This is a genomic window from Almyronema sp. (assembly GCF_052168255.1).
Lineage (GTDB): Bacteria > Cyanobacteriota > Cyanobacteriia > Phormidesmidales > Phormidesmidaceae > Sphaerothrix > Sphaerothrix epifaneia.
The window spans coordinates 86,827-112,512 of the sequence record NZ_JBQLZL010000074.1; the positions used below are offsets into that span (position 1 = coordinate 86,827).

The window sequence follows — 25,686 nt, forward strand, 5'->3', positions numbered from 1 at the left end:
CCCCCATGGCTGAATCACAGCCGTCGCCACTCGGCAATATTCCAGGTATGCAAGTCCCAAGGCGTAATATTGACCCCTTCTAGCTGATTGCTAACGGCATCTGCATCGGCGCGGTGAACAATCGGTAGCACCACCGCTTCATTTACCAGCAAATCGTTCATTTGAATGAACAAGTCTTGGCGCTTTTGCGGATCTAGTTCGGTGGTGGACTGCTGCCACAGATCGTCATACACCGGATTGCAATAGCGGGCATAGTTCTGCTTCGACCAGTTGTTGGCTTTTTGGGCTATTTCATCACAGGTTAGCGTTTTCATATAGGCACCAGGGTCGGGATTGGTGTTGCCTGTGGTGAACATTTGCATATCGGCATAGAAATGCTCAATCGTTTCGGTACTGGCCGGATCACCCGAAAAATGAATGGTGGGATCAATGCTTTTGAGTTCTACCTCTACGCCGATAGACTCTAAAGCCTGCTTGATAATTTCCTGCGTTTTTTGACGCACCGGGTTAACTGAGGTTTGAAACAAAACCGCCATTTCTATCCCGTTTTTGTCGCGAATGCCGTTGCCATTGGTATCTTGCCAACCTGCTTTATCCAGCAAGTCAGCCGCCAAGGCTAAGTCATAGACATAGTCTGTATTTTGCGAGTGAAACTGATCCGGCGCGACTAGAAAATTGGCGGTTGGTCTGCCCGTTGACCCATAAAGCTGTTCGGCAATCGTTTCGCGATCGATCGCTAGATTAAACGCCTGCCGTACCTGTGGATCAGTAAAAAAAGGATGGGGAAATTCTACACTCGATCGCTCCCCGGCTGCTGTGGCTTGATTGGGATCGCTAAAGTTTAGCACCACCCGCTCAGCCAAAGCTCCAAACCCAGCAACTACCTCCCCTTGTCCAGCCGCTTCAAGCTGCTTGAGAATCGGTGCTTCGACTTGAATATTGTAGGCAAAGTCAGCATCTCCGGTTTGCAATACAGCCCGCGCTGCCGAAGTTGCATCGCCGCCGCCCTTTAGCTCAATTTGCTCAAAGGCGAGTTGATCGACCTGGCGATAGTTGGGATTGGGCTGATAAATCACCATATCCCCTGGTCTAAATTCAGTTACTTGATAAGGGCCTGTGCCAATCGGCATTAGGTTCGCTGGGGCTTCTCGTGCTTTAGCACCCACGTAATCTTGGTAAAGATGCTGGGGTAAAATCATGCCCTCGGTACCCGTAAATACCAGAAACCAGGCCGGATTCACTGCTTTAAAGTTCACCTGTACGGTGTAGTCGTCAAGGGCTTCGACACTTTCAATCACTTCATAAGTACCTGCCGTGGTGCTGCCTGTTTCTGGGTTGCTGATGAACTCATAAGTAAAGACAACATCTGCTGCGGTAAAAGGTTCGCCATCAGACCAGGTAATGCCTTCTTTGAGCTTCCAGGTAACCGACTGGCCATCGGCAGCCACGCCGCCGTTTTCTAAGGTGGGGGCTTCTGCTGCCAAAAAGGGCACTAGATTGCCTTGCGCGTCAAAGCTGGCTAAAGGTTCTAAGGTAATGCGGCTGGCTTCGGCGTCTTTAAAGCCGCTGGAAAGGTGAGGATTGAGGATAGTCGGGGCTTGCCAGTAGAGCAATCTCAGGGGAGTATCGGCTGCAGTTTGCGAAGTTGAGGATTGGGCGGCTGGGCGATCGCCGCTGCCACACCCGACCAGCAACCCCAAACTCAGTCCTAAAAACGCAGGCAATCGCATCATCGCTAAGCTTAAAAATTGAAGAATGAATGAGCTAACCCTAGCAGGTAAAGTTTAGAAATGGAGTAGAACCTGTTATATATAGCCATCGTTAAAGGCAGCGGTAAAGGGCAGCGGGCAGAAGGCAAGCTTTTCTGCTGGCGGCTTGAGCGATTGAAGTGTCTCAAACCTAGTGGCGACAGCGATAGATGCCAGATGATTTTGTGTCCTTTTTGTTCGTGATTGGGTTGCTGGTGGCTTATCTGGGCTGGTCGGCGGCTACCGAAATGGGAACTCGGTGGCCCTGGCGCAAGTAAACGACCATTTGGGTAGGGGCGTTTGGCTTTGTGTCTCTATTGGGCCAGTCTGAATTTACCAGGCTGCTCGCACACAGTCTGCCGCCAGTACCAGCCATTGGGCGGTTTTGAACACGGTACAGCGATCGCGGCTTTGAGCCAAAGCAGGACTAGCCCCAGATTGTAAAACCTGCTGCGGCAGCGTTACTTCACCATACTGTTTGAGCCAGCGACTGTGTTGAACCCAGTCGAGGCTAAAAGCAGCAGGGTCGAGCAGCCAAAAATCAACCTGAGATTGGTCAAGAAAGCGTTTGAGTTCGTCGCTGTCGGGGGTGTATTGGGCGTTAATGAGATCAATCGTTCGCTGGCGCACCTGGCTGTAGTAGCCCAGATGGTAAGGCAAGGTATACCCTTCACCCCCCACATAAATAGAGCGCTGGGCAAAACTGGGGAGGTTGTTTGTTTCTGTGGTCAACGAAGCGATGCGAATAGCTTGAGGCTGGCTTTGAAAAAATTGATAAAGCTGTGGCGATTCCCCCCGAACGTAGTTGCCCACAGGCGCAACCGGAATTAAAAAGGCAAAATAAACAATCAATGGCGCGATCGCCCAGAAGGTAAGCCCTGCTGTGAACACAGCCCAACTGCGGCGGCTTAAAGGAAACGATCGCCGCAGCCACTCAGCTACGGCCAAACCAGCCGCGATCGCGGCGACGATGCGTAAGCTATGTTCGCTGTAGCGACTGGGCAAATGTAGCCGGAAAAGTAATAAATGGGCGATCGCAAACAACCCAACCGAGGCAGCCAAAACCTGGCCTAATAAGACCCATTGCTTAGCCAAAGGCGATCGCCTTCTGAGCCAAACCACTGGCAAGCAAACCGCTAGCCAGATTTGAGGCAGTAGCAGCTTGGCATCGCACCACTCTACGGGCAAAAAACCGCTACGCTTGCCACACAACCAATAGCTGCCAAAATCTGGATCAAAAAAGTGTGACCAACCGCCTTTGAACAGGGCAGGCATGGTTTGCGCCTGATCTAGGGTTAGCACCGGGCCGTAGGGTGACGGGTTGAGTTCATAAGGCAGCAAGACCAGCACCGCCACCAATAAGCCCCAGCCACATAAGGCATAATTTTTTGCTTGCAACCTTAATCGTCCATTTTGCCAGTGCAGCAATCGCAGCAGCAAAACTGCTACCACCAGCAGCACCCCCTGCGGATAAAACAATCCCAACAACAAAATTGACAGGAGACAAGGCCCCAGCGATCGCCGCAACAGATAATACAAAAATGCCAGCAGTAACGGATAGATAAAAGCTGCCGGAGTGGCCGACACCACATCATCCCGCAACAGCAGATTTTGGTTGAGCAGCAGCGCCGTTACAAATCCGGCCAGCGGTATTGGTAGCAATTGCAGGGTAACGCCAAAGCAATAGCCCGTGAGGATCAAGTTTAAGCCCACAGGCAGCAGCCGATTAAACGTCAACGGCGCTAACCCAACCTGCGCCCCCAACCAATACAGGGCTTTGTAGCCGCCGGGGGCGACCGACTGAAAATAGTCTGCCAGCAAATCATCTGGAAACCAGCCCGGATCGATAAATCGCTGCATCCAAAAGACATGCTGCCTCGCATCATCTTGGACAATGTACTCAGCCGCAAATGCTTGTTGCAGAGCTGGCAGGCTATACAAAATGGCGATCGCCAAACTCAAGCCCAACCAGATCTGGGTCTGATTTTGCCAATCTTTGGGGTAAAAGAACCGCAACTTGCCTAAAAGAGAAACCTTGCCTTGCATTAAACCGACTCATTGCCCTAAAAAATTCACTGGGTAGACGAGTAGCAGAGTGACTAGGGCGACCCGGTAAACGCCATTTGCCAAAAGGCTTGCTCTAGCTGTGCCACTTGCAAAAAGACGGCTATCGCTTGCTGCTGTATCTCCGGTGCCACCTCAGCCAGTGCCACGTCTGCCTGCTGCTCTAGCAGCTTGACATACTCGGTAAACCCTGGATTCCCCCAGCGATCAGCAAATTCAGCATAGGGTTCTGGCATGGGGCTATGGCGCTGCCAACCCTGGTTATAGGCCAGCTCGATCGCCCAAAAAGCGGTTGCCTGCACGGCATAGGGGGCGTCTGCCAAACTTGCCATCAACTGACAGTATTCTAGGCAGGTCGCTTGGGGCGGCGCTTGCAGCGTCAGCGATCGCTCAGCCGCTTTCGCCTCAAACCAGGTTAGTTCAGCTTGCAGAGCCGCCAGCCCATTTAAGAGCGTGTCGAAGTGGGCATAGGGAGCCGATGCCAGCAGCCGCGCTGCCATCCGGGTAAACTCGTTGACAAACAAAAAATCTTGCACCAGCCAGGTATTAAACTGGTTGGCCTGAATGGTGCCATGCTGACACTGCACTAAGAAGGGGTGAACGGTGGCGGCTTGCCAAGCCTCGTCATGCTGCTGAAGCAGTTGTTGGCAGGTAAGGGAAGACATCATTTACGCTTTTAGAGCCACAAGGGTACGGTGTCGGGGGTCGCTAGCAACCGTAATCGGCGGGGCAAAACCAGCCGCTACGATCGCCGCTGCGACATCAAAGGTATAGTAGTCATCGCTCCAGGGTTCAGTGCTTTTCATCAGGGTAAACAGCACTGGCGGCAAGTTTTGAATCACGGCGGACTGGGGATTATTATCCACAATCGCCAACCCTCCCCCCGGACGTAGCAGCCGCAGGGATTCTGACAAAATGGCTTGGGTGGCTTGGCGCGGCAGTTCGTGAATGACAAACTGCAAAGTGACTAAATCAAAAGATGCATCCGGTAGCCCCGTTGCTTCGGCTAAACCGTGCCGCCATTCAATTTCACCGTGGGGATCGCGGGCTTTGGCCACGGCTAGCATGTAGGGCGACAGATCAAGGCCAACGGTGCGGACAGGCTGAATCTGGCTGTAGTAGCGGTGGAGCGATCGCGTGGAAAGCCCCACTGAGCAACCCAGATCTAAAATGTCATGCACCTGAGCTGGCCCGTGTTTGGCCAAAACTTGATGAAAACTGCTTCTGAGCCTGTCTTGAGCTGCCTGATAGGTGAGCGCTTCATCCGGCCAAACCCGCAACGCCATTGAGTAAGTGGCAGACTCGGCTTCAAAGGCGGCAGGCCAGCAAAGGTTGCCTTGGTCGTAGGCGTGAAACGGTACCTGATAGTAGTCAGGGTAGGTAATGGCGGGATTGGCGATCGCCGCTAATTCAGCTTGGATCCCCGATAGTTCTAAATCTTGGTAGTTTTGTCGCCAGGGAATCCCCTTTTTTTCAGCCGTTTTAATCAATACCTGTCGAGCCTGCTGCTTCATCAGAGCGTAGATAGGTTTGGTTTGAATCAACCGATTGACGACCCGCGACAGTAAATCGTCGCCTGCCCAGTCAGGTTTTGCTTTTACCTGCATTGTTCTCCTTGCCAGCGCTGAAGCTTATTGTACGAGGAAATTCAGGTATTCTGGGCGAGGACAAGTGGACAACGCTGTGGCTTAATGGGCTAACCCACCTTGAACAGATTTTGAATTCATAAACGCAGGAGAACATAATGCGATCGCTTAAGCTAGCTTACGGAGCCTTGTTTGTCAGCCTACTTTTAGCCGGATGCGGCCAGACCGATCCCGCCATTGACGCTGAAACTGACTCAACCCCAAACGATACCTCGACCGCCGTTACCCCTGAGACGCCAGTGGCCGAGCCGCTGGCTCAGCGAGATGAGATTATTCAAGCAGTTTACGCCAGAGCCGATGAATTAGAACTGTGTGATGGCTACTTGCAGGAAGAGACGCTAGACGATTCAGAGGTGTATGTGCTTTCCTCAGGGCAATATTTGGTGCAGTTTTTGTGCAACCTAGCAGCTTATCAAGGGGTGTATGAGTTTTTGGTTTATCAGGAGGAAGGGACAGAGGTGACGATTACGCCGCTTCCCCTCGATATGTTTATTGCTGACGAAACCGGACAGTTCAGCCGCATCAGCGAAAGTACGATCGCCGGACTGCCTTCGTTTGATCCAGAGAGCCAAATTCTCACCAATTTCTCTAAAGCCAGAGGACTCGGCGACTGCGGCGCTTTTTCCCGCTATCAGTGGAATGGTGAAGGGCTGGAGTTAATTGAATACCGCGAAAAAGAATGCGATAGCGAAGAGACGCCTTTTATCGAACCACAAGACTATCCCCAAGTTTATCCCTAACCAGACTCGATGCTAAGTCTCTGGCTTAGCCCCCCTCTAATGGCTCTGCCGCCTAACTTGAGGCTCTGCCTCAAGTTAGTTCACCAACTGCACCCTAAAGAACCCGCCGCATCTCCCCATCCCCCCATCTCCCCATCTCCTTTATCTCCCCATCCCTCCTCACACCTTAGCCAACGTCACCGCCTCCGGCTGATCCTGATACTTGCCTTGCCGGGTTTCGTAACTGATGGCACAGGGTTCGCCCTCAAAGAATAAGAGTTGCACCACCCCTTCATTGGCATAAATGCGACAGTCTGCACTCGAAGAATTGGAAAACTCCAGCGTCAAATGACCGCGCCAGCCCGCCTCGGCAGGGGTGAGATTGGCGATAATGCCGCAACGGGCATAGGTAGATTTGCCAATGCAAATGACGCTGATGTTATCGGGTACCTGAATGCGCTCTAAGGCGACGCCCAAACCATAAGAGTGGGCGGGCAAAATGAAATAGCTACCGTTTTCATCAGTCCGTAGCGCTGTTGGTTCTAGGTTGTCGGGACTAAAATTTTTAGGATCTACAACGGTACCGGGAATGTGACGAAAGATCCTAAATTCGGCAGGCGAGAGGCGAATATCATAGCCATAGGAAGATAGCCCATAACTAATTACCTGTCGAGGCTGGGCAAAACCTTCTAGCTGAATTTGTCGGACTAGCTTTGGCTCAAACGGCTGAATTAACCCAGCCGCCGCCATTTGGTGAATCCAGGTATCGTTTTTAATCATGATTTTTCTAAATCAAAAAATTGCGCCGTAGCTGTGTCACTTGATCTGCCATTTCTAAAATTGCGGTAGGCATTTCAGGGCCAGTGAGGACCACATCTACTTGAGACGGGCGATCGCGTAAAAATTCTAGTACGGCTGCTTCTGCAATCAGACCAAACTTAATCGCTAGGCTCAGCTCATCCAACACCACTAGCGTATAGCGCTCCTGCATCACCAAAGCTTGGGTATGATCCCACAGCTCAGTGATCGCGGCGGCGGCAGCGGCATCAACGTCTCCCTGCTGAATGCAGCCCGGTAGCCCACAGCGCAGCCAATCTAAATTTTGGCCTAACTGCATCGGCTGGGTTGGGCCTTGATGAATACCGCCCTTGAGAAACTGAACCACTAAGACTGGCGTACCTTGCCCTGCCGTTCTCAACGCTTGCACCATCACATTGGTAAAGAAATTTCGATGCGCCGAGGTAAAGACCTGAATTGTGCCTTCAATGCTCTGGAACAAGGGATGTACGCGGCTGCCGGGTTCTGACTGGGCAGCTACCCTTAATTGCGAAACCATAAGGGAGTGACTAATTCTCGATTGGCCAAATATAGCGTACTTTTGTCCAGACAAGCAGATTATTACGCTATATGTGTGTGACAGTACGTCTATATCAGTTTTATAGTAGTTGCCATTGTTAGTTGGTGCAATCTATCAGCCAAGCAGATCTGCAATCGGCCTTGCTGCTGTATTCTGAGTGAGGATTTTAGCGGCAAACTATTATGGCTTGGCAACGTCCTGACGGTCGGCAGCCCGACCAGCTTCGCGCCATTCACTTTGAGCGCCAGTTTACCCGTTTTGCGGCGGGTTCGGTGCTGACGCGCTGTGGCGATACGCAGGTTCTCTGTACCATTTCGGTGCAGCCGGGAGTGCCGCGCTTTTTAGCAAATTCAGGTCAGGGGTGGCTGACCGCCGAGTACCGCATGTTGCCCGGAGCCACCCCCCAACGTCACCAGCGCGAGTTTTTGAAGCTTTCAGGACGCACCCAAGAAATTCAGCGGCTGATTGGCCGTAGTTTGCGGGCTAGTCTGGATCTGAGTGCTTTGGGCGAAATTACGTTAACGGTGGATGCTGACGTGTTGCAGGCCGATGGCGGTACCCGTACTACTTCGATTACGGGGGCTTATGTAGCACTCAAAGATGCGGTCAACACCCTACTAGAGCAGGGACAGATCCCGCGATCGCCCTTGGTTCATCAAGTCGCCGCGATCTCTGTGGGGCTGATCGAAGAAGAAGCCTTTTTAGATCTCAACTATCCCGAAGATGTAGCTGCTGCTGTGGATCTTAACGTGGTGCTCAACGAAACCCAGCAAATGATTGAAGTGCAAGGCACGGCTGAATCAGGCAGCTTTAGCCGCACTCAGCTTAATCAAATGCTAGAAGTGGCAGAAAAAGGCATTGAAGAAATTATGGCGCTACAAAATCAAGCCTTTGCGACCTAGCCAGCCGTTACCCCTTGACTGGCCTGCACCAGCGTTAGCAGCGGCCCTACCTGCTCTTGACCACTAATAGCCAGGTCGCTATGGCAAAGATACAGCCGCTCGGTTGCCCGTGCCAGCAAGTCTCGTAGCAATCGGGCTAAGTTCGCGTCGTTAAACTGTTCGGTGTCGGTCATAGTCCAGGTACGGCCCGACCAGCTTTGTAAAAAGAGGGGTGCTCCCAGTAGCATAGCTGTCCCGGTTAGCCAGCGGGGGGATCCGGCATCTAGCCAGAAGTGCCAGCGATGGCTGAGATGCTGTACGCGATATTGGTAAACAGTGGTGAGCGTAATGCCTTGCCGCTCAGCTAAAGCCCGAACAGGATGAGGGTTGGCGGTGACGGTACCACTGCGCAAAAGCCGAATAAAGCGTTCTACGTCCGCATGCGGCGAGGCGGCTGAAGTCGCGATCGCCTGTCTTTCGTATTGCTGTAAACGTCCTTCAATCTCCCAATAATACTGAGCCGTTTCGATGAGTTCCCGCAGAACTGCTAGCTGATCGTAAGACAAATGATTGCCCTGCCAAAGAAAGCGCTGTACGGCTCGGTCGATTAACGTTACCGCGTTGCGTAGCAAGCGCTGCTGTTGCTGCTGCTGCTGATCGGCAATCCAATGCAAAATCTCTTCATAGGCTTGGGTGGCCTGATAGCCTAAGCGATCCCAACGGGGAAAGCGATCGACGGGTAGCAGTTTGGGCTGTTGCGGATCTGGGGCAAAACAGTGATCGGCTAGTAACTCAGCCCGCACTGGATCAATTCTGACTAGCTCAAACCAGGGTTGTTCGGCTGTTCGACTGGGGGCTTGACTCAGCACCACCAGCATTTCGGCTACGTCTTCGCGGCTGATTAACCGTCCTAGCCCGGTGTAAACCAACGCTAAGAGCGTCAACAGTGCCCGCACCAGCGGCGAAGTCACAGGTGGACGCTGATCCCCTAGCGATTCCACCGCAATACCCCGCTGGCTGAGGATGTCAATCAGCGTATAGCGGGCGATCGCATCTAGCCCTGGCCCTACCACAGCAATATCTGCCGCAGCCACTTGCCCTTGATGCACCATCTCTGCAATCGCCTCTGCTGTCTGCCGCAAGAGTTGCCCCCGCGAAACCGCTTGAATGGACTGGATTGAAGCGGGTAGTTCAGGCATAGACAACGGCTCTTGCACCCAGTTCACCAGCGAATCACCCAGTTCTGTGACCAAAGCGCTGTGGTTGCTAGGTGGCAAGGTTTCAATCTGGCAGCGATCGCTGAGTCCTGCTAGATAGTCTGGATCAGCCCCTAAACCTAAACGTGTTTGGCCGTTGGGATTGTAGGTAAACAACGCAGGAATTTCTAGCGCTAGAAAATGCTCAAACCAATCGCGGGCGATCGCGGGATAGTCGTCTACATCGTCTGCTAGCACCGCACAAAAGCGCTGTTTTAGCTGGGCTTGATAGGTGGGATGCGGCAGCAAATAGCGCCAATACAGCTCTGTCATCACGCCATAGGGCAGCAGACCCCGCTCTAAGCACCAGTCACGCCACTCTAACAAGGCTGCGCCAATCCCTGCCCACAGCGACTCAGCCCCAACCCCTGGCAACAGGCCGTCTTTAAGCATGGGGGCAATCTCCTCGGCTGGGATGCCCCCCAGCGCCGCTAGCTGCAGAAAGTCGAGCGATCGCCGTACCAAGTCATACTCGCGCCAACCCTCAGCTTGCAGCGGCCCCTGATCGAGTTGGTGACGCCAGAGCCGTGTCGCTAGCTCTTGTTCATTCTCAGGTCTTAGCTTTAGCGGAAATTGGGCTTTAAGCGCTAGCCGCTCTACCAGCAACGGCCAAAACAAAATCACCTCGTCTTGAATGAATCCGGCGGGGGTGGTGGTGGTAACGGCATAGCGCCCCTGTGTGGCAGCGGCGATGTGTTCACTTAAAACTAAACGGTTGTCACCAATGGCGGCAAACACCAGCAGTGAAGCGCCTGGCTGTGCTGGGTTAGCCGTCGGCGCAAATTCAGCCTGTAGCGCTGCACCCCAGGTTGCCAACTGCTCTATTAAGCGAGTCGTTTTGCCGCTGCGGGTGGAGCCAGTGATCCAGAGGGAGGGGGGCATGGGGGAGACGCGGGGAGGGGGAGATGGGGAGATGGGGAGAGGGAGAGATGGGGTGGGGAGATAGGGAGACGCGGGGAGGGGGGAGAGCAGGGAAGTAGGCTATTGCTTGGATGAATCTTTGCTTAGGGATTGTAGCTTGTGTAGCCAGGTATTAAAGTGGGGGCACTTCTCTCGAATTGTCTGTAGACCAATGATTTCAGCCAATTGTGTTCCGTCGCTGACCTTTTTGTAGGTTGGGAAGTGGGCCAGGATACGTTTACTGGGTGCTGTTTCTTTGCCGTCGTTGATGAGTTCGGGGGTTTCGTATTGCTCAGCGATCGCTTTCAAGGCTGTAATCTTGTTTGTAGGCAGGTAGTCAGCGTACTCAAAACAAGTTGGATCAGCGAAAAGGTAGGCTTCGTATTCGTGGAGCTGAATGTAGGGAATAAAGCGATCGTCCTCAACATCTTCTGCGAAGCATTTCTCCAGAAATTCGACTCTTTTGGCAGGATCTTGACGCAAACGCTCAGACGCGGCTAATCCTGGAAAATCGCTATGAATAGCGTATAAATCAATCATCGTAGTGAAAAATGCATCGGGATTGCTATCTTGCTTAAGCCGCCGCAGAATATCATTTCTCATGGGAATGTAGTTGCGTCCACCGCCCCGGTGGGCTTTGCCCTTCTTCCTTGCGTGAGCAATTAGCTGAGGAGGATTCATAAATACACGATGATGTTGAGCTAAGTGAGGCTTTATTAAGGTGTCAGCAAAGGTCTGTTCGGTTTGGCCTTCGGCGAACAAGTAGAGCCTCACCATTTAATGAGGCCCTCCGCCAATGACATTTTTCTCCCAAATTTCTCCCAAGCTATACTCATCGAGCCAATCGTCCAATTCTGCAGAATTGAGCCGCCTAAACTGTGATTCTTGCCCTTCACGGTTGACCGTAATTACATCTTCAGTATCGAAACTGTCTAGAAATGTACTTGACTGAGTGCTGACGAGAATCTGTGTATAGTGAGAGGCTTTGCTAAATAAGGCCGCCACAACGTTGAGCGCATAAGGGTGCAGTCCTAATTCTGGCTCATCAACGATGATTAACTCTGGTAGTTCATCTAGGGGCTGTAAGAGCAGCGTAACTAAACAAATAGCCCGTAAAGTGCCATCAGAAAACTGATGTGGCCCAAATACTTGATCAGACCCTTTTTCTCGCCAGTTCAAAATCACTTGATGAGAAGCATCAGCCGCTAGATCAAAATCGTCAAAGAACGGCGTAATTAAGCGAATTGTTCTAACAATGTTTTGATAACTTAAAGGATTTTCTTCTCGAAATCTGAGTAACAATGCCGCTAAATTTCCAGCATCTGGCATTAGCCACCGCGTATTGCCAGCATAGCTAGACTGACGTACGCCCGCTGTCGAGGATGTGTCATGAAAATGGTAAACCCGACAGCGGTTGAGCAAATACTGGAGGGTTTTAGCCGCCGCTATCTCTTCCGCAGCAGCTTGCCTAAGGCGAGACTCTTCATGGCCTGCACCTAAATGATTGGTTCTAGGATCTATGTAACCTGTTTGCAAAAAGCTCAGCGTTTCCTCTGCAAAAATCAGCGTATCCCCAGCCGCATGGAATAAGCGTACCTGATACGTATCCAATCTGTTCTCAACTTCAAACTCCAGCTTTGCTTCTATTTGAGGCGTTATTTTAGGGCCGAAGTGCAATAGAGAGGTGGCCCGCCCCGATACTCCAACATATTGCTGAAAACGTCCGGCCATCATCTCATTGAGCATTTTAAAAAACGAAATGAGATTGCTTTTGCCTGCCCCATTCGCTCCAATCAAGATATTGAGGGGACGTAGCTCAAGCTCCATTGCCTTAATAGACTTAAACCCATAAAGTGCCAGTCGTTTGAGCATAGTTAATCAATATCTCAAAACCCAAAACTCTTTTCTATTCTCTCCCCCTCTCCCCCTCTCCCTCACTACCTCAGCCGGAACTGCACTGCAATTGGCAGGTGATCTGAAGCTTGCGCGGCTTCCTTAACCACCCGAGCGTCTAAGACTTCTATTTTGTCAGGATTATAAAAAATGTAGTCGAGTTTGAACTGGGGTTGATCCGAAGGAAAGGTGGCGATCGCTGGGTTTGCCGGATCCGCTAGCTCAAAGGCAGATCGGAAGCGATCGCTTTGTAAAATCCGCTGAATTGATTTTTCTCCTTCTTCTGGACGGTTAAGGGCGCTGTTAAAATCGCCGAGCAGCAGCACAGGGCTGGTAGAAGCATATTGCTCAGCCAGATTTAGCACATAGTCGGTTTGCTGGAGGCGAGTAGCGGTGTCAAAAGCTTCTAGGTGAACGTTGATGATCACAAGCCGCTGTTGATTGACGTTGATGAAAGCAACTTGAGCCAAGCGATCGAGATAAAGGGCGTTGTAATAGGCTGGGTTGCTGGCAACTTTGTCAAGCACAAAGCGTTCTTGATCTGTAACTGGGTAGCGGCTCAGCACAGCTTGCCCAGACAGAATGCGGCCAAAGTGGGCCGACGGTGGCCAAGTCGGAAAAGGCACATAGTTTTTGTCCCAATTAACGGCGATCGCTCCATAGCGAAACTGTAGGGCTTGGGCGATCGCTTCCACCTGGTTGACGTTGTAGGATCGTTTAGCCTCTAGATCGACTTCTTGTAAAGCCACAAAGTCAGCGTCTATCGGAGCGAGGGCGTCTACAGCCGTGTTTTGGTTAGTGTCAAACAAAGCGCGATCGCGGCGAACCGCGACATTATTGGTTAGCCCTGAGAGATAGCCAATGTTGTAAGAAACGACGCTGAGCGTGTCTTTGTCTGGGGGAACGGCACTACTGAATTGGACAACTTCGCCGTAGCGATCTTTAGGGTAGCTGCCAGCACTAGCCCACAGAAAAAAGGCCGCTACCGCTAGAGCAGGTAGGGCAACTGCGATCGCCAAAATTCTCAACAATCCTCTCATGACTCTCCCCTAATTACGCTTGCTATTCCAGCCGTCTGACTGAACAATAGTTGGGACAGATTTTCTTCTATCCGCCCCTGTTAGGGAGTAAACACCTGAATGAGTGTCAAAAACATAATCTTTATTGGGCTTTTAGTTTTTGTACCAATTTCTATGGTCGCCCATGTTTTAGAGTGGGGCGAACTGACGGTTTTTGTCACAGCGGCGATCGCCATTATCCCGCTGGCAGGTTGGATGGGGACAGCGACTGAAGAGATTGCTGTAGTTTTAGGGCCATCTTGGGGCGGGCTACTAAATGCTACCTTTGGCAATGCTACTGAGCTGATCATTGCGTTGATCGCGCTGAATGAAGGGCTGGTCAACGTCGTTAAAGCCAGCATTACCGGATCGATTATTGGTAATTTGCTACTGGTCATGGGGCTGTCGATGCTGCTTGGTGGACTCAACCGCAAAGAGCAAGAATTTCAGCCCGTCGTGGCTCGAGTCAACGCCTCTTCTATGAATCTGGCCGTCATTGCCCTTTTATTGCCCACGGCGGTGGACTATACCTCTGAGGGCATTGATATGCCTGTAGAGCAAACCTTGTCGTTGACGGTGGCTGGCGTTTTGATTGTGGTTTACGCTCTGACGCTGTTGTTTTCTATGAAAACCCACGCCTATCTCTACGATGTGGGTCTAGAAGCAGCCGAGCTACCTGAAACGGCTGAAACAACCGCCGAGCATGAACACAAACCCAACTTGAAGCTGTGGATAGCCGTTTTGCTGGGGGCGACGTTGCTGGTTGCTTTAGAGTCAGAGCTGTTGGTAGACGCCTTAGAAGTAGCAACCGCTCAGCTAGGGTTAACTAACTTGTTTACAGGCGTGATTTTGCTGCCGATTATTGGTAACGCCGCCGAACATGCTACAGCCGTAACCGTAGCGATCAAAGACAAAATGGATCTGTCGGTATCGGTTGCTGTGGGTTCGAGCTTGCAAATTGCCCTGTTTGTGGCACCAGTGCTGGTAATTGCGGGCTACTTTATGGGTCAACCTATGAACCTGAGCTTTAATCCTTTTGAGTTAGTTGCTGTGGCCGTTGCGGTACTAATTGCCAATTCTATTAGCTCAGATGGCCGCTCAAACTGGCTGGAAGGCACGTTGTTACTCGCTGCCTATGCGGTGCTAAGTTTGGCCTTTTATTTTCATCCCGTTGTGTCGGGAATTGGCTAACTAACAGTTACGGCTGACATCAAGCCCCTCGCGGATCTGGGGTAGATGTCAGCCGTGGTTAAGCGGTTTATCGATAGGCAAATTGAAGGTTTGCTGGGGTCATCGCCAGCGGGGTAGCTGCTAGGGCTAAGCGATTGCCCAAGAAGGCTAAGGGCAGCAGAAAAGCCCATCTGCCAGCGGGTTGCAGCTATTTAAGTGGCTCAACGCCTGTGGCTACAGCGATAGGTTAACTAGCTGGCTGGCCGTACCAGTCTTGTCGCCATTGGTTCATCTGGTCAATTTCTGACTGCTGAGTGGCAAGGATAGCCTGGGCTAGTGCTTTTAGTTCAGGGCGATCGCTATTTTCTATTACCTGCTTAGCCATAGCTAAGGCTCCCTCATGGTGAGGAATCATGCCATCAATAAAGCGTAGATCAAAGTCAGCATCTGCCTCGCCCAAGCCGCCATCCATTCGCATCGCAACTTGCATTTCGGGCGTCATTGCCATCGTGTGCCCCATTTGGGCATGGTACATTACTGGCTCAGACCCGGCGTTAGGATACCAAGCTTGTCGCCATTGCTGTAGCTGGCTGATTTCGCTTTGTTGAGCAGCAATGATCGCTTGTGCTAGCTGCTTAACCTGGTCGCGTTGGGAGTTTTGCAAAGCGGCTTCTGCCATGGCGATCGCCCCTTGATGGTGCAAAATCATGCCGTCAATAAATCGCAGGTCAAAATCAGCATCCTTAGGGCCTAAGTCCATCGTCATAGCGTGATCGACCGCTGGATGATGTATAGAGCTAGTTGGGAGCGTCGGCACCTGCGAACTCAAAGAATTACAGCCTGTCAAAACCCCAGAACCGACTAAAAAACTGCCCAATCCCCCTAAAGCTAAAGCTCGTTTCAGACGCATGTAGGTTTAACCCATCCTTGTTGCAGTGATCTTTATCGCGTGTATTTTGCTTTGTCACCCTCACGCGTTTAAGCGAGATAGGCATACTAGCTGACAGCAGGGCTTATATAGCTAAAGACAGAAGGCCACAAGCCACTGAAGTGTCTCAAGGCTGGTGACAATAGCTATACAAAAGGCTACCCACAATAGCTTAAACCTACAGCCAAACGGTTATAGCAAATTCTGGTGTTGCTGATTCAAAGTATGAATTGAACGCTGAATCCTTTGAAAGTTCAGCCAAAAATCCGAAAAATCATACCGCTATTCAGCAATGCCCAAATTCTCAATATTGACTGCTAGCCTCCGTCTGCAAGCAAAATCCAGTTTGAGAATTTATTCAACTGCTAAAGAAACTCGATTAGCCCCCATGTCTCGAATGTCGTTTAAGAGTTTTGCGACTTGGCTGTAGGGTAAAGTTTTGTCAGCTTTTAAGACAATTTGACCTTCTGGATTTTCCGCTCCATAAGCGCGTACCTGTTGGGCTAGCTGGGTTAAATTAACGGCTTCGTTGTCTAGAATAATTTGATTGTCTTGGCTGAGGCCAACCACAAGCGGTTTGCTGGCTTCAGAGGGTAGCTTGGCGGCTTCTGGCCCTTGGCTGAGGGATTCGGGGAGCTGCACGTTGATGATTTGCTGCCCTGTTAGCGTCATCGAAATAATGATGAAAAACGTTAAGACGGTCATCAAAACGTCCATCATGGGGATGAGGTTAACTTCCGGAATTTGAGAGCCGAGGCGTTGTTTTTTAAAGCGCATAGCTGCTGAGTCTCGCCAGGTTTATTCTTCGATCGCCAAAGAAACGCGATCGCCACCTACCTCTCGCATTTCTTCTACAAACTGAATCACAGCTTCGTAGGAGAGATCTTTAGCAGGTACTACATAAACGGTTTTGCCAGGATTTTTGCTGAGGTAGGCTTCAATCCGCAGCTTGAGCTGATCGGCCTCTATAGGTGCTTCGTTTAAAAGGGGCTGACCTTGATCGTCTAAACGGATGAGAAAGAGCTGTCGCAGTTGTTCCGGCGTAATTTCTGGTGCGTTGTCTGCGCTTTTGGGCGGCAGATCCATTTCTAGCAGCTTTTGGCTGGTTAACGTCAGCGTCACCATGACAAAAAAAGCCAGAATTCCCATCATCACCGTCAGCATCGGAATCAGGTCTACCTGGGGCAGCTTTTCGTCGCGTGACTGTCGAAATCGCATGGGCTGGTTTTGCTAGTAGCGATCGCCTGAAAGCATTTTAGGCGGAGTGTTTGTCTGCTCTGATAGGGCGTTGTCTGCTGCTAAAATAGCTGGCTCATACCAGTATTGCCGATAAATCAGTTCTAGCTCATTGCCCGCATCCGAAAAATAGTCCATCTGCTGCGACTGTAGTGAAACTAAAACGCGAAAAATCAGCAGAGCCATAATGGCAACAACCATTCCTGCTGCTGTGGTAATTAGCGCTTCTCCAATCCCTGAGGCGGCGGCAGAAGCCTGCTCAGTGCTACCGCCGCCGCCAATATTTAAACTGCCAAAGGTGGCAATCAAACCCGTTACCGTACCGAGCAACCCCAAAAGTGGCGCAACCGCAACCACCGTTTCTAACAGCTTGTCGCCTTTGCGCATTTTGACAAACTCGCGATCGCCTGCCGCTTCCATTGCCAAGCGAAAAGTTTCCGGAGAGGGATGCTTCAGACGCAGGGGAGCCAGCAAAAATCTACCTATGGGCAGATCTTGCGCTCGTGCGGCGATCGCAGCCGCCTGGTTGAGGTCATGCCGAGCAGCTTCTAAAACCTGGTGAACAATTTGCCCTTCTCGACGCAAAAGCCGCGTCCAAAACCAAGAGCGCTCAAATCCGCAGGCGATTGTTAAAACAGAAGCCCCTAAGATCGGCACCATTACAGGGCCACCTTTAGCCAAAAAATCGAAAACAGTCGTCATGGCGATTTCAGCCGCAGTTGAGGTTAGGGAGTTTGAGGTGACGCCGCTTTAGCATAGCGGACTTCGCTAGCTAGGCTGTTAAGAGAAGATAAGCGCGAGATTAATCAGCGGTTAAGCCGTTGATCTTCAGTCGTCGCTATCGGCTGGGGTTGCTGGCGTTGATGCTGCAGCGGTTGCCTCTGTGGGCGCAGTTGACGCACCTGTTGCTGCTGCATTTGATTCTAGCGAACGGGTTGGGTTGGCCGCAGGCATCGGATACCGAATTTCTTGCCAGGTGAGATTGCCCTCGGTGTCTACGTTGGCGATCGCAGCAGGAATGCGATCGCCAGAGGCCACCGGGTCGCCCACAACATTGCACTCAAAACTTTCTCCCGGCAAATTCAGCCGATAGAGCGGGCCGCAATCAATCGCAGGCCGCTGCCCTACCTCTTGAGCCAAGGCGGTTTGAATATCGGTTTCTAGCGTCGCCACGTTGAGAATGACTTTGGAAGACGGCACTGTCCAATCTAAATTTCCTGAGTCATCTAGTTGCCGGACTTCAATATCAAACGTTTCGTCAGAAACTAGCTCAGCCACACACTTGAACACAACACCTGTCTGTTGGTCAATCCCACTAGGACAGATTACGGATCGTAGCTTTATTCGATAACCTTGCTGTTCAATCCCTGCTTTAATGTCGTTCTCTAATTGAGCCGTATCTATCCGCAGGCTACAGCCTACTATCAGCAAGCCAAAAATAGAAAGTAGGCGTCCGGATCGCATCAGGAATTTACACACAATCTGATGGGGTTAATACGATGAGTCGGCTTCTACTATACGGGTTTGCCACAGAGTACGCATCAAGACAGCGTTAAGGAGATCTTAACCTCAAGCCCCATTCGATTAGCTGTTGCCCGCTGAGGTTGCCAACTAACCCGGAAGATTGACCCCCCCTTTATATAGCTCAGACTAATGTTTTCTTTCCGAAAAGTTACTCCGGAAAGATTGGCACTGGCCTCGTATTTGATGAAAGTTAGGGTAGTGGATCTACCAGGCGATCGTTAAAGTCTTTAAGTTTTTGCAAATTAACAATGCAGTGCCTTCCACCCACTAAGTTCCTGACGGTTTTCACTGCTGCCGCTGTACTCGTAACGGCTACATATCCGATTGCAAATGCTGCCAAGGTTGAGGCTGCGACGCTAGATATTGGTCATAACTTTACCAGCAGCACGCTTTTTATTGATAGTAATTTAATTCCACCTAGCCCAAGTGGTAGCGTCGGTTCAAAACACGTAATTGAATTTATCAATGGCGGTTACAAGGTTTATGAAAAATCCACAGGTGCTTTAGTAGAATCAAGTACCTTAGATCAGTTTTGGCTCGAAGCGGGCGTTAATTTTCAAGGTTTTACGTTCGATCCTAGAGTTGTTTATGACCCATTTAGCCAACGCTGGCTAGCGGCTGCGGTTGACAATCCGAATGCCAATAATCAGTTTTTATTAGCAGTTTCTAATTCGGCTGATCCGCTATCGGGCTGGACAGGTTTTGCCATAGACAGTGACTCTAGCGATCAACGTTGGGCTGATTTTCCCACCTTGGGTTTTGACAAATCAGGGGTTTATTTAACGGCCAATATGTTTCCGCAACCGGGCAAAAATGCGGCCAGTTTAGAAACCCACATTTTGGCAATTCCTAAAGCTGATTTGCTCGGTATGAACCCCACGGTGGCACAGGCAACGCTTTTTGAAAGCAATTTGATTGCTCAAACGGGATTTAGTCTTCAGCCCTCGATCAATTTAGATAATGCCAACGCTGCTGTGTTGCTCTCTAGCCTCAATGCTCAGCAGTTAAAGCCGACTCGGATTGAAAATGTGGCTACCCAGCCTACGCTAGAGACAACCGAACCCGCTATCGCTCTAGATCCCTTTGCCCCAATTTTTTCGGCAGATCAGCCAGGGCCAAAGCAAGATTTAGAAATTGGCGGCGATCGCCTGAGTACCCATACCGTGACGCAAAACGGCGCAGTTTGGGGGGTGCAAACCGTCGAACAGGCCGGACGAGCCGCCTTACGCTGGTTTCAAATCGATGCCGCAACTGGCCAGCTTTTGCAAGAGGGGCTGATTGCCGACCCTGAAAACGATTTTTATTACGGCTCGATCGCCGTTAACGATTACGAAGATGTTGTTATCGGCTTTAATGCCTCTGGCCCCAATCAGTTTGTCAGTGCCTACGCCATTACTGGGCAAACGGCTGGCAACGCCACTACTTTTAGCGATCCGCTACTGCTCAAAGCGGGGGTCAGCGATTATGAGGTGACCTTTGGCGCTGGCCGCAATCGCTGGGGTGACTACAGCGCTACTACTTTAGATCCAGCCGATCAGCTCACCTTTTGGACTTTTCAAGAATACGTTTCAGCCGAAGATCGCTGGTCTACGCAGATTACTGAACTCAAGCTCCGCCCCGATTTTGATCCCACTCAGCTAGTCAATGCTGGGTTTGAAGCTGGTTTAGCAGGCTGGCTGAGCCGGGGCAATGTGCAGCCTGTCACAGCGGCGATTGGCGCTGACCCGGTTGCGGGTCAGTTTCAAGCGGCTCTGGCTACTTCAGGTGAAGTGTTAGGAGATGACAGCTTAGAAGCTTTTTTGCAGTTGCCGCCTGACAGTTTAGGAGCGATCGAAAATACGGTCGGCTCAGCCATTCGGCAGTCCTTTTTTGCCCAGGCTGGCGACATCCTGACGCTAAATTGGCAACTGCTTACTCAGGGCTTAGCGCTAGATCCGAGCACTTCTGCTTTTGTGTCTATTAGCCGTTTGAGCCAGACTTTTGAGGTGCTTGAAACCCAGTTGTTTAATTTGCTCACCGATCCAGATCGGTTGACGGGTTCTCAAACCTTTTCGTTTGTTGTGCCCACTACCGGGACTTACTCGCTAGGTATTGGTCTAATAACGGCGGATGCTACCGAAACCACGCAACTGCTCATTGATAATGTGAGCTTGAAGCCACAACCACCCACTGAAGTGCCAGAAGGCGGGATGGGCTGGGGATTGGCTTTAGTGGGCTTAGGATTGGGTAAAAAGCGGCTATGGCGGCTGCTGAGGCTGGATAGAGCTTAACGGTTACGGAGCTGAGTTGCTCTGCTAGAATGAGTCGCTATGATGGAGCACAGCTTTAAGTCACGCCTTATTATTGGCAGAGGTTATTTCCATGAAAGCAAAGCTACTGGTGCCTTTGGCGGCGATCGCGGTGTTAGGACTGCCTAGCAGCGCTTTTGGCCACGCTGTCCAGACAAATTATTTTGTGCCCCTGCTGGCCGAACCCAACGATTCTGCAAGGGCGGTTGAATCTAGCGTCAGCGGAGACGCCGCTTCTACCCTGGTGCTAGAGTCTACCTTCGGGGATGGTTCACCCTTTGTCGGCGCTGAAGTTACCGTGTATGCTCCCAACGACCCAGAAACGCCTTGGGGCGTCGGCACCACTGACGAAAGCGGACAGTTTGCTTTTGTACCGGACGAGTCAATGCCCGGTAACTGGACGGTCAAAATCCGTCAGGAAGGACATGGCGATATTGTCACCATTCCAGTAGGCGAAACGGGGATCGATTTTCAAAACATCAGCGAAGGGGAAAAATCAGATATTCACTACGGCGCTATTTCACCCATTGGCCTCGCTGCTCTGGCCGCTTTGGGGGGCGGTAGCCTCGCGATCGCCCGTCTTCGTCGCCAGCGGCAATCTTTTTAGACACAGCCGTTGCCCGTTTGCACCACCGTTCGCTGCTGGATGAGCAATTCGGGATAACCTGTTTGTGGGTCGATTTGGCGATCGAAAGTCAACGCCGTCAGTTCTCCAACCACCAGCTCAGCCGTGGTATAGACGACGCAACCTTCTAAGACATGCCCACCTAGCAGTTGCCCTTGCTCGTCAGCTAAGGCAATGTGCAGGTGGGCTGCTTTAGTAGAAAACGTGCCCACCAAAGACACAATTTCAAAGCGCTGCCGCCACTGACATCCTTGTGACTGGCCAGCGTAGCGCAAATGGGCTGCTTGCAGGCTACCAACTGCCGTTAGAATGCAGCTTGCTTGCAGGTTGTTTGCAGTAGCCAACTCAAGCAGACTCGTCTTTAGGTCAGATCCAGGGTTAAGACGTAACGCCAGAGTACTCAGCGGCGATCGCATCATTTTGACAGACTCGCTGTGGCAGTGGACAAAGTTTGAGCAGCGAGTCGCTTAGCATACCACCAGTGCTGTTGCTCTGGGGGTAGCGCAAAGGTGTAAAGCGTGATCACAAACGATTCACTGCGGTATCCCTGACCGACAATTTCAACGTTGTAAGAGGCAAACTTACGGGTTGCCATATCCGGCACAAGGCGACGGCCAATTCGCCGCCAACTGGGTTCTTTCCCGTGCCACTGTAGCCGACAGCAGGGCCAGGGCAATTGCTCTCGATCAAATAAGCGGCAGCACGGCCCCACCACCCGATAGGTGAAATGACCCCCCGGACTTTGAAAAATATAGCCCGTAGGCCAAGGGTGGTTGAGAGGGGGGGCTAACGACTCCATCACGGCTGTAAGCAATGCTAGGTTAAGGGGGTAGCTTGGAGAATTTTACATGTCTGAAGCGATTTCAGCGGCAATCAGCGATCGCATTTGCAAACACATGAACAAAGATCATGCCGATGCGGTTTTGGTGTATGCCCAGATTTTTGGTGGAATGCAGGCAGCTACCGCCGCTTCAATGGACTCTATCGACGCCCAGGGGATGAATTTGACTGCCCAAGTCGCAGGAGAAGCCCTGCCTGTTCGAGTTGAGTTTGATCATAGCCTTGAAAACGCTCAGGATGCTCACCACACCTTAGTCGAAATGCTGAAGCAGGTTCAGGCAACGCCGAACAACGCTCAATAGAGGTTGCTATGAGTGTAGAAATTTGTTTTTTGCCCGCCAACGTCAAAGTGGAAGCTGAGGTCGGTGAACCCCTGCTACGAGTTGCCGATCGCGCGGGCGTGAGCATCCCTACAGGGTGCTTGATGGGGTCTTGTCACGCCTGTGAAGTTGAAGTTGAAGGCGAGGCAGAACCTATCTGTGCCTGTATCAGTGCTGTACCCGGTGGGCGATCGCAGATGACCGTCAATCTCTATGTTGATCCAACCTGGTGAGGTACATAAACCTCTCTATACCGGGTTCGGTTCTACTTACCCTGAGGCTGGCTTAGGCTTGTTAAAGTGACATTAAGCGTTGCATAGCAGTGTAACGTTGCTCAAACGGTGATTACCCTAACGAGCCTTTGTTGTCCGCGTGAGGTAGCTGTTGTGAATAACGCGCCCGGTCAAGCGTCAGAATTTTTTGGTAAATCTGCTGGGGGCAACGCCCTGATGCAGTATGTTCAGTCTTTAGAACCTGAAACGATTGCTCAACTTTCTAAGCCTGATTCGTCTGAAGTGCTGCAAGTGATGGAGCACAACATCGTCGGGTTGTTAGGCGGTTTGCCGTCGCAGCACTTTGATATTACGATTACCACCAGCCGTGAACACTTAGGGCGGCTACTGGCGTCTGCGATGATGAGCGGCTACTTCTTGCGCAGTGCTGAGCAAAGAATGACCTTTGAACAGGCTTTAGCAGAAGTAGATGGATCTAGTTTGGCAGATTAGCCAATACGTTGAGTCTGACCCCTTTCCTTGAACCCATCTGAGTTTTTGAGAGAGACTTTTATTTCGGCAAGTTCGCTAGAGGGCTTGCCGAATTCTGTTGTGTTGCAGCTACGGCGATCGCTGCTGGACTGGTATGCCGAGTTTGGCCGAGACTTACCCTGGCGACGCAGCCGAGATCCGTATGCCATCTGGATCTCAGAAATTATGCTGCAACAAACTCAAGTGAAGACCGTTTTGCCCTACTACGATCGCTGGCTAGGGACTTTTCCCACGGTGCAGGCGTTGGCCGCCGCCGATCAGCAAGCTGTCCTCAAAGCGTGGCAAGGGTTAGGTTACTATGCGCGGGCTCGCAACCTGCACCGCGCTGCTCAAGCCATTGTGCAGCAGCATCAGGGACAGTTTCCGCGTCAGATCACCGCAGCAATGGCTCTGCCAGGGATTGGGCAAACAACGGCTGGCGGCATTCTGAGTGCAGCGTTTAATCAGCCAGTCCCTATCCTAGATGGCAATGTCAAACGGGTGCTGGCGCGGCTGGTTGCTTTGCCCCATCCCCCCCGCAAAGTCTTAAATCAGCTATGGCAGCTTTCAGAAACGCTTTTAGATCCGCAATATCCCAGGGACTTTAATCAAGCGCTCATGGATCTAGGCGCGACGATCTGTACTCGCCACAATCCTGCTTGTTTACTTTGCCCCTGGCAACAGCACTGCCAAGCCTACAATCAAAATGTACAGTCGGAGTTGCCTATGTCTGAAAGTCGTCCGCCGCTGCCACACAAGTTTATTGGAGTAGCGGTTATTCGCAACGATCAAGGAGAAATTTTGATCGATCGCCGTCGCCAAGAAGGTCTTTTGGGTGGCCTGTGGGAGTTTCCGGGAGGCAAAGTTGAGCCGAATGAAACGATCGCAGCTTGCATCAAACGCGAAATCCAGGAAGAACTGGGCATTGAAATTGAGGTGGGCGATCGCTTGATGGTATTGGAACACGCCTATACTCACTTCAAAGTGACCCTAAACGTTCACTATTGTCGTCACCTCAGTGGTGAACCGCAGCCGCTTGAGTGCGATGAGGTGCGCTGGGTAACCCTGGATGAAATTGAAGCGTACCCCTTTCCTGCCGCCAACGTGCAAATTATTGAGGCGCTTAGGGCTGCTAGCGCTTAACAGCCTTGAGATTCCATTACCAAGTCCATGTAGCGGGTAAAGCGGGCAAACTCCCCCATCATGATGCAAATTTCCTGTAGCTTACGCAGCGCTTGACGAGCCAGACTCGCATCTTGCAACCATAAGGCTAGCTGGAGCCGCTGTTCGCGGTACTTGAGGGCGGTTGCATAGTCGCCTTGGAGTTCGTAGTTGATGCCTAGCCGTTCTAGGGTCTGCGCCTCACCGCGATAATCCTGACTGCGACGGGCTAATTCTAGCTGCTGCGTCAGATAACCTGAGGCTCGCTGATAGTCACCGACGTTGCAACAGGCCGCACTTAAATGATTCAAAATTCGGCCAATGACTTGTGGTTTCAGGGTTTCTTGCCCCATCGCCAAGAGTTGCTCGTAGCAGCTAATGGCTTGGTTGTGTAGGTTAAGGCTGTAGTAAGTATTGCCCAGGTTTCGAAGAATTTGAGCTTCTAAAGCGCTATCTGCTAGCTGTTGGGCGATCGCAAGGCTAGCTTGATAAGACTGGACGGCCAGTTGTGGTTGTTCCAATCGCTTTTGGATCATAGCTAGGTTGTTGAGCGCTACCATTTCAGCGGTGCGATCGCCCAGGGTTTTAGCCAGATCTAAACTACTCGACATGCATTCAAGCGCTTTTGCATAGTCGTGCAAGTGCCGATAACTGTTGCCTAGATGCGTTAACGCTTGCTGCTCCATCGGCAAACTTTCCAGCAAACGAGCCGCTTTTAGGGCTTGACGACCATAATCGACCGCCCAAAGGTAGCTGTGATTGCTATAAAAAGCTGTAGCTAGGATTTGCAGCAGCTTAGCCTGATTGAGGGAATCGCCGAGTTGCTGGTAGTTAAGCAGTGCTTGCTGATAAGCAGCGATCGCTGCCTCGTAACGACCTTCTTTTTGGTGAAGTTTGCCCTGTCGCCAAGCTTGAGTAGCTTGTAAAACTAAGACCTCTGCTTGCAAAGGGTTTAGCGCCTCTGTAACCGATGAGCCAGAATGCAAAAGCGTCTCACGAGTGCCATCAGGCACGCTGTTAACAGTTGCGATGATGCAAGTTGAAGGATCCATAAATAATGCTGCTAGCGAGTTGCTGTTAACACAGAAAAACTGGCAGGTTTTAGAATCGCTCTAGAACCAAAACCCAAAAGCAAAGCGAACAGGAAGCACACACTCGCCCGACAAACCGATTCAGTTCTCCTATGCTAATGACGGCAGCTTTCGACTAAAACCGTAGATCCACTCAGGAGCTAACTCGCGCTTTAACGGCAATAGCGCTTTAATCCACGTAATTTGCATAAAGATAGCGATATCTCAGCCCAGCAAAGTCGCTCTAGCGGGAGATATC

The 25,686-nt window shown here is 51.3% G+C and carries 27 protein-coding genes; 9 read left to right on the forward strand and 18 right to left on the reverse strand.

The window, feature by feature from the left end; translation table 11 throughout:
• Positions 1-14: 14 nt before the first annotated feature.
• The 4 genes from ACTS3T_RS16780 to ACTS3T_RS16795 form a co-directional block, all read right to left on the reverse strand.
• Positions 15-1,733 carry a peptide ABC transporter substrate-binding protein gene (locus tag ACTS3T_RS16780; RefSeq protein WP_377964801.1) on the reverse strand — a complete coding sequence of 573 codons (1,719 nt, stop codon included), beginning with the start codon at positions 1,731-1,733 and terminating at the stop codon, positions 15-17.
• Positions 1,734-2,081: 348 nt separating this feature from the next.
• The gene (locus ACTS3T_RS16785) at positions 2,082-3,764 is read right to left on the reverse strand and encodes a hypothetical protein (protein WP_462935272.1); all 1,683 of its coding nucleotides are present in this window, start codon (positions 3,762-3,764) and stop codon (positions 2,082-2,084) included.
• Between the two features lie 83 nt (positions 3,765-3,847).
• Positions 3,848-4,477, reverse strand: coding sequence for a thiaminase II/PqqC family protein (locus ACTS3T_RS16790; RefSeq protein ID WP_377964953.1), 630 nt, complete (start codon positions 4,475-4,477; stop codon positions 3,848-3,850).
• Positions 4,478-4,480: 3 nt separating this feature from the next.
• On the reverse strand, positions 4,481-5,419 hold the full coding sequence (locus tag ACTS3T_RS16795; protein WP_377964798.1) for a class I SAM-dependent methyltransferase: 939 nt from the start codon (positions 5,417-5,419) through the stop codon (positions 4,481-4,483).
• A gap of 137 nt (positions 5,420-5,556) precedes the next feature.
• On the opposite strand from ACTS3T_RS16795, the gene ACTS3T_RS16800 reads away from it, so the two are divergent.
• Positions 5,557-6,198: a DUF1176 domain-containing protein gene (locus ACTS3T_RS16800; RefSeq protein ID WP_377964796.1), complete on the forward strand. Its 642-nt coding sequence runs from the start codon at positions 5,557-5,559 to the stop codon at positions 6,196-6,198.
• A gap of 159 nt (positions 6,199-6,357) precedes the next feature.
• Here the strand turns inward: ACTS3T_RS16800 and dcd are convergent, their stop codons facing one another.
• Both dcd and ACTS3T_RS16810 read right to left on the reverse strand, forming a co-directional pair.
• The gene (dcd, locus tag ACTS3T_RS16805; RefSeq protein ID WP_377964794.1) at positions 6,358-6,957 is read right to left on the reverse strand and encodes a dCTP deaminase; all 600 of its coding nucleotides are present in this window, start codon (positions 6,955-6,957) and stop codon (positions 6,358-6,360) included.
• A 7-nt stretch (positions 6,958-6,964) separates the two neighbouring features.
• Positions 6,965-7,513 carry a P-loop NTPase family protein gene (locus tag ACTS3T_RS16810; RefSeq protein ID WP_377964793.1) on the reverse strand — a complete coding sequence of 183 codons (549 nt, stop codon included), beginning with the start codon at positions 7,511-7,513 and terminating at the stop codon, positions 6,965-6,967.
• A 203-nt stretch (positions 7,514-7,716) separates the two neighbouring features.
• Here ACTS3T_RS16810 and rph point away from each other — a divergent pair, with 203 nt between their 5' ends.
• Entirely contained in the window at positions 7,717-8,436 is a 720-nt protein-coding gene (rph, locus tag ACTS3T_RS16815; RefSeq protein ID WP_377964791.1) for a ribonuclease PH, read from the forward strand.
• Here the strand turns inward: rph and ACTS3T_RS16820 are convergent.
• The 4 genes from ACTS3T_RS16820 to ACTS3T_RS16835 form a co-directional block, all read right to left on the reverse strand.
• The gene (locus ACTS3T_RS16820; protein WP_377964789.1) at positions 8,433-10,553 is read right to left on the reverse strand and encodes a hypothetical protein; all 2,121 of its coding nucleotides are present in this window, start codon (positions 10,551-10,553) and stop codon (positions 8,433-8,435) included. The genes rph and ACTS3T_RS16820 overlap by 4 nt on opposite strands.
• A gap of 99 nt (positions 10,554-10,652) precedes the next feature.
• The gene (locus ACTS3T_RS16825; protein WP_377964787.1) at positions 10,653-11,348 is read right to left on the reverse strand and encodes a DUF4276 family protein; all 696 of its coding nucleotides are present in this window, start codon (positions 11,346-11,348) and stop codon (positions 10,653-10,655) included.
• Complete coding sequence (locus ACTS3T_RS16830) at positions 11,349-12,443, reverse strand: AAA family ATPase (RefSeq protein WP_377964785.1); 1,095 nt, start codon at positions 12,441-12,443, stop codon at positions 11,349-11,351. It abuts the gene before it with no gap.
• 65 nt (positions 12,444-12,508) lie between these two features.
• On the reverse strand, positions 12,509-13,504 hold the full coding sequence (locus ACTS3T_RS16835) for an endonuclease/exonuclease/phosphatase family protein (RefSeq protein WP_377964784.1): 996 nt from the start codon (positions 13,502-13,504) through the stop codon (positions 12,509-12,511).
• A gap of 99 nt (positions 13,505-13,603) precedes the next feature.
• Here ACTS3T_RS16835 and cax point away from each other — a divergent pair, with 99 nt between their 5' ends.
• On the forward strand, positions 13,604-14,713 hold the full coding sequence (cax, locus tag ACTS3T_RS16840; RefSeq protein ID WP_377964782.1) for a calcium/proton exchanger: 1,110 nt from the start codon (positions 13,604-13,606) through the stop codon (positions 14,711-14,713).
• Between the two features lie 226 nt (positions 14,714-14,939).
• Here cax and ACTS3T_RS16845 read toward each other — a convergent pair whose 3' ends face one another.
• From ACTS3T_RS16845 to ACTS3T_RS16865, 5 genes are all read right to left on the reverse strand, one after another.
• Positions 14,940-15,602, reverse strand: coding sequence for a DUF305 domain-containing protein (locus ACTS3T_RS16845; RefSeq protein ID WP_377964780.1), 663 nt, complete (start codon positions 15,600-15,602; stop codon positions 14,940-14,942).
• A gap of 372 nt (positions 15,603-15,974) precedes the next feature.
• Positions 15,975-16,397 (reverse strand): ExbD/TolR family protein, encoded by a 423-nt coding sequence (locus ACTS3T_RS16850; protein ID WP_377964778.1) that lies wholly within the window; start codon positions 16,395-16,397, stop codon positions 15,975-15,977.
• 21 nt (positions 16,398-16,418) lie between these two features.
• Positions 16,419-16,838: an ExbD/TolR family protein gene (locus ACTS3T_RS16855; RefSeq protein ID WP_377964776.1), complete on the reverse strand. Its 420-nt coding sequence runs from the start codon at positions 16,836-16,838 to the stop codon at positions 16,419-16,421.
• Between the two features lie 12 nt (positions 16,839-16,850).
• Positions 16,851-17,558: a MotA/TolQ/ExbB proton channel family protein gene (locus tag ACTS3T_RS16860; RefSeq protein ID WP_377964774.1), complete on the reverse strand. Its 708-nt coding sequence runs from the start codon at positions 17,556-17,558 to the stop codon at positions 16,851-16,853.
• Positions 17,559-17,684: 126 nt separating this feature from the next.
• Entirely contained in the window at positions 17,685-18,320 is a 636-nt protein-coding gene (locus ACTS3T_RS16865; protein ID WP_377964772.1) for a DUF4333 domain-containing protein, read from the reverse strand.
• 308 nt (positions 18,321-18,628) lie between these two features.
• Between ACTS3T_RS16865 and ACTS3T_RS16870 the strand changes: the two genes are divergently transcribed.
• Both ACTS3T_RS16870 and ACTS3T_RS16875 read left to right on the forward strand, forming a co-directional pair.
• Positions 18,629-20,650 carry a hypothetical protein gene (locus ACTS3T_RS16870; protein ID WP_462935273.1) on the forward strand — a complete coding sequence of 674 codons (2,022 nt, stop codon included), beginning with the start codon at positions 18,629-18,631 and terminating at the stop codon, positions 20,648-20,650.
• 91 nt (positions 20,651-20,741) lie between these two features.
• The gene (locus ACTS3T_RS16875; protein WP_377964769.1) at positions 20,742-21,275 is read left to right on the forward strand and encodes a carboxypeptidase regulatory-like domain-containing protein; all 534 of its coding nucleotides are present in this window, start codon (positions 20,742-20,744) and stop codon (positions 21,273-21,275) included.
• Here the strand turns inward: ACTS3T_RS16875 and ACTS3T_RS16880 are convergent.
• Together ACTS3T_RS16880 and ACTS3T_RS16885 are read right to left on the reverse strand one after the other, a co-directional pair.
• Positions 21,272-21,712: a PPC domain-containing DNA-binding protein gene (locus ACTS3T_RS16880; RefSeq protein WP_462935274.1), complete on the reverse strand. Its 441-nt coding sequence runs from the start codon at positions 21,710-21,712 to the stop codon at positions 21,272-21,274. The two genes, ACTS3T_RS16875 and ACTS3T_RS16880, sit on opposite strands and share 4 nt — an antisense overlap.
• Positions 21,709-22,092 carry a hypothetical protein gene (locus ACTS3T_RS16885; RefSeq protein WP_377964767.1) on the reverse strand — a complete coding sequence of 128 codons (384 nt, stop codon included), beginning with the start codon at positions 22,090-22,092 and terminating at the stop codon, positions 21,709-21,711. The genes ACTS3T_RS16880 and ACTS3T_RS16885 overlap by 4 nt, the downstream gene beginning before the upstream one ends.
• A gap of 49 nt (positions 22,093-22,141) precedes the next feature.
• Between ACTS3T_RS16885 and ACTS3T_RS16890 the strand changes: the two genes are divergently transcribed.
• The 4 genes from ACTS3T_RS16890 (at position 22,142) to mutY (ending at position 24,339) form a co-directional block, all read left to right on the forward strand.
• On the forward strand, positions 22,142-22,435 hold the full coding sequence (locus ACTS3T_RS16890) for a DUF2470 domain-containing protein (protein WP_377964765.1): 294 nt from the start codon (positions 22,142-22,144) through the stop codon (positions 22,433-22,435).
• A gap of 8 nt (positions 22,436-22,443) precedes the next feature.
• On the forward strand, positions 22,444-22,686 hold the full coding sequence (locus tag ACTS3T_RS16895; RefSeq protein ID WP_377964763.1) for a 2Fe-2S iron-sulfur cluster-binding protein: 243 nt from the start codon (positions 22,444-22,446) through the stop codon (positions 22,684-22,686).
• A gap of 153 nt (positions 22,687-22,839) precedes the next feature.
• The gene (locus ACTS3T_RS16900; protein ID WP_377964761.1) at positions 22,840-23,178 is read left to right on the forward strand and encodes a DUF760 domain-containing protein; all 339 of its coding nucleotides are present in this window, start codon (positions 22,840-22,842) and stop codon (positions 23,176-23,178) included.
• Positions 23,179-23,262: 84 nt separating this feature from the next.
• Entirely contained in the window at positions 23,263-24,339 is a 1,077-nt protein-coding gene (gene mutY / locus ACTS3T_RS16905; RefSeq protein WP_377964759.1) for an A/G-specific adenine glycosylase, read from the forward strand.
• On the opposite strand, the gene ACTS3T_RS16910 is transcribed toward mutY, so the two are convergent.
• Positions 24,336-25,409 carry a tetratricopeptide repeat protein gene (locus ACTS3T_RS16910; protein WP_377964757.1) on the reverse strand — a complete coding sequence of 358 codons (1,074 nt, stop codon included), beginning with the start codon at positions 25,407-25,409 and terminating at the stop codon, positions 24,336-24,338. The two genes, mutY and ACTS3T_RS16910, sit on opposite strands and share 4 nt — an antisense overlap.
• Positions 25,410-25,686: the final 277 nt, after the last annotated feature.

Excerpts from the sequence above, each read along its gene's own strand:
- rph (WP_377964791.1), top strand. The coding sequence starts at position 7,717 with ATGGCTTGGCAACGTCCTGACGGTCGGCAGCCCGACCAGCTTCGCGCC.
- ACTS3T_RS16795 (WP_377964798.1), bottom strand. The coding sequence starts at position 5,419 with ATGCAGGTAAAAGCAAAACCTGACTGGGCAGGCGACGATTTACTGTCG.
- ACTS3T_RS16845 (WP_377964780.1), bottom strand. The coding sequence starts at position 15,602 with ATGCGTCTGAAACGAGCTTTAGCTTTAGGGGGATTGGGCAGTTTTTTA.
- ACTS3T_RS16910 (WP_377964757.1), bottom strand. The coding sequence starts at position 25,409 with ATGGATCCTTCAACTTGCATCATCGCAACTGTTAACAGCGTGCCTGAT.
- ACTS3T_RS16855 (WP_377964776.1), bottom strand. The coding sequence starts at position 16,838 with ATGCGATTTCGACAGTCACGCGACGAAAAGCTGCCCCAGGTAGACCTG.
- ACTS3T_RS16830 (WP_377964785.1), bottom strand. The coding sequence starts at position 12,443 with ATGCTCAAACGACTGGCACTTTATGGGTTTAAGTCTATTAAGGCAATG.
- ACTS3T_RS16810 (WP_377964793.1), bottom strand. The coding sequence starts at position 7,513 with ATGGTTTCGCAATTAAGGGTAGCTGCCCAGTCAGAACCCGGCAGCCGC.
- ACTS3T_RS16865 (WP_377964772.1), bottom strand. The coding sequence starts at position 18,320 with ATGCGATCCGGACGCCTACTTTCTATTTTTGGCTTGCTGATAGTAGGC.
- ACTS3T_RS16850 (WP_377964778.1), bottom strand. The coding sequence starts at position 16,397 with ATGCGCTTTAAAAAACAACGCCTCGGCTCTCAAATTCCGGAAGTTAAC.
- cax (WP_377964782.1), top strand. The coding sequence starts at position 13,604 with ATGAGTGTCAAAAACATAATCTTTATTGGGCTTTTAGTTTTTGTACCA.
- ACTS3T_RS16875 (WP_377964769.1), top strand. The coding sequence starts at position 20,742 with ATGAAAGCAAAGCTACTGGTGCCTTTGGCGGCGATCGCGGTGTTAGGA.
- ACTS3T_RS16820 (WP_377964789.1), bottom strand. The coding sequence starts at position 10,553 with ATGCCCCCCTCCCTCTGGATCACTGGCTCCACCCGCAGCGGCAAAACG.
- ACTS3T_RS16780 (WP_377964801.1), bottom strand. The coding sequence starts at position 1,733 with ATGATGCGATTGCCTGCGTTTTTAGGACTGAGTTTGGGGTTGCTGGTC.
- ACTS3T_RS16885 (WP_377964767.1), bottom strand. The coding sequence starts at position 22,092 with ATGGAGTCGTTAGCCCCCCCTCTCAACCACCCTTGGCCTACGGGCTAT.
- dcd (WP_377964794.1), bottom strand. The coding sequence starts at position 6,957 with ATGATTAAAAACGATACCTGGATTCACCAAATGGCGGCGGCTGGGTTA.
- ACTS3T_RS16800 (WP_377964796.1), top strand. The coding sequence starts at position 5,557 with ATGCGATCGCTTAAGCTAGCTTACGGAGCCTTGTTTGTCAGCCTACTT.
- ACTS3T_RS16835 (WP_377964784.1), bottom strand. The coding sequence starts at position 13,504 with ATGAGAGGATTGTTGAGAATTTTGGCGATCGCAGTTGCCCTACCTGCT.
- ACTS3T_RS16860 (WP_377964774.1), bottom strand. The coding sequence starts at position 17,558 with ATGACGACTGTTTTCGATTTTTTGGCTAAAGGTGGCCCTGTAATGGTG.
- ACTS3T_RS16890 (WP_377964765.1), top strand. The coding sequence starts at position 22,142 with ATGTCTGAAGCGATTTCAGCGGCAATCAGCGATCGCATTTGCAAACAC.
- ACTS3T_RS16825 (WP_377964787.1), bottom strand. The coding sequence starts at position 11,348 with ATGGTGAGGCTCTACTTGTTCGCCGAAGGCCAAACCGAACAGACCTTT.
- ACTS3T_RS16895 (WP_377964763.1), top strand. The coding sequence starts at position 22,444 with ATGAGTGTAGAAATTTGTTTTTTGCCCGCCAACGTCAAAGTGGAAGCT.
- ACTS3T_RS16870 (WP_462935273.1), top strand. The coding sequence starts at position 18,629 with ATGCAGTGCCTTCCACCCACTAAGTTCCTGACGGTTTTCACTGCTGCC.
- ACTS3T_RS16790 (WP_377964953.1), bottom strand. The coding sequence starts at position 4,477 with ATGTCTTCCCTTACCTGCCAACAACTGCTTCAGCAGCATGACGAGGCT.
- ACTS3T_RS16880 (WP_462935274.1), bottom strand. The coding sequence starts at position 21,712 with ATGATGCGATCGCCGCTGAGTACTCTGGCGTTACGTCTTAACCCTGGA.